Source organism: Flammeovirga aprica JL-4 (genome assembly GCF_012844305.1).
Classification (GTDB): Bacteria; Bacteroidota; Bacteroidia; order Cytophagales; family Flammeovirgaceae; genus Flammeovirga; species Flammeovirga aprica.
This window is the reverse complement of the sequence record NZ_JABANE010000276.1, coordinates 1-1,538: the sequence shown is the minus strand read 5'-3', so window position 1 is coordinate 1,538 and position 1,538 is coordinate 1. Positions and strand designations below refer to the sequence as shown.

Sequence of the window (1,538 nt, the reverse complement as noted above, 5' to 3'; positions counted from 1 at the left end):
CTCATATCAGAGGGCTAAATTTAACTGTATATAAAAACAGTGTGCGCCGGGAGACCGGTTAGAGATCAAGGGGTGAAAGTCCCCGACCATTGAAGGACCAGCAATCCACAAGGTCCCCGAGTCATGCGTTGCATACCGCGAGGTATGGGGCGAAGCGTTGACAGGGGTGTTGACAGGCCAGCCATTGAGCCACGAAATGTATATTAAATTACCGGGTGCCGACGTTGTACTGTTAACGGAAGGCAACATCATAGGGTGCGATACTGCGAGTGCCACATGGACCCGGCGGGGTCTGAGACCCTGGCATGTCAATACGATCTCTACGCGGGAACCGGGAGATCTCCCCTCTGACCATCTGCCAGTGTCGGAGATGGCCCGCACCGGGAAGACGAGGAGTCATAGCCGGTGATGTACGGAGAGGAGAAGTCGGACTCGCTCATAGTAGCGGCGAAGCAGGCGAACAACCCGAAAGGAGCGGAGTCAGTGGAGCGAAGGAGCGGGGCCAAGGGGAACGCGGAACAGCCACACATGCGCCGGACACAGAGCCGGGAAAGCATGTCACAGAGGCTGTCACGCGTGCGGGAAGCTGCGAAGCAGCGGAAGAAAGAACGGTTTACAGCATTGTTCCACCTGCTGACAGTCGAAGCACTGGAAGCCGCATTCCTCTCCCTGAGCAGGAAAGCGGCCGCCGGAGTGGATGGCATCAGGTGGATGGACTACGCCGGAAACATGAAGAACAACATAACAGATCTGCACCGGAGGCTACATCAGGGCAGCTACAGGGCGCAGCCCGGCAGGCGTCACTACATCCCAAAAGCGGATGGAAAACAACGCCCGCTCGGCATCGCCTCGCTGGAGGACAAGATCGTCCAGTATGCGCTGGTGAAAATCCTGAACGCAGTCTATGAAAACGACTTTATGGGGTTCTCATACGGGTTCAGACCCGGGCGAAGCCAGCACGATGCACTGGACGCACTGGCCACAGGGCTGGTACGCACTAACGTAAACTGGGTACTGGATGCCGACATCAGTCAGTTCTTCGACAGGGTGAGCCACGAATGGCTGATCAGGTTCACAGAGCATCGGATCGGCGACCGGAGGGTAATCAGGCTCATACGTAAGTGGCTCACAGCCGGGACGTCGGAGGAGGGTCAATGGCGAGCAACGGAGGAAGGCACCCCACAGGGTGCGGTCATCTCACCGCTGCTGGCAAACATATACCTCCACTACGTCTTCGATCTGTGGGCGCATCAGTGGCGACGTCGCTATGCCACAGGCAATGTGGTAATGGTCAGATACGCCGATGACATCGTCATCGGGTTCGACAAACGATACGATGCCCGGCGCTTCCGTATAGCCATGCAGCGCAGACTGAGGGAGTTCGGACTCACGGTTCACCCGGAGAAAACCCGTCTGATGGAGTTCGGCCGCTTCGCTGCCGAAAACCGTGCCATCAGGGGAAAAGGCAAACCAGAAACGTTCAACTTCCTCGGGTTCACGCACATCAGCGGGAAAGATCGCAACGGCAGGTTCATGCT

1 protein-coding gene is annotated in these 1,538 nt (G+C 57.3%); it reads left to right on the top strand.

Translation table 11 applies throughout. The features are described 5' to 3' along the window. Positions 1–408: 408 nt before the first annotated feature. A partial coding sequence (gene ltrA, locus HHU12_RS33830) for a group II intron reverse transcriptase/maturase (protein ID WP_205960074.1) occupies positions 409–1,538 on the top strand: 1,130 nt, incomplete at its 3' end.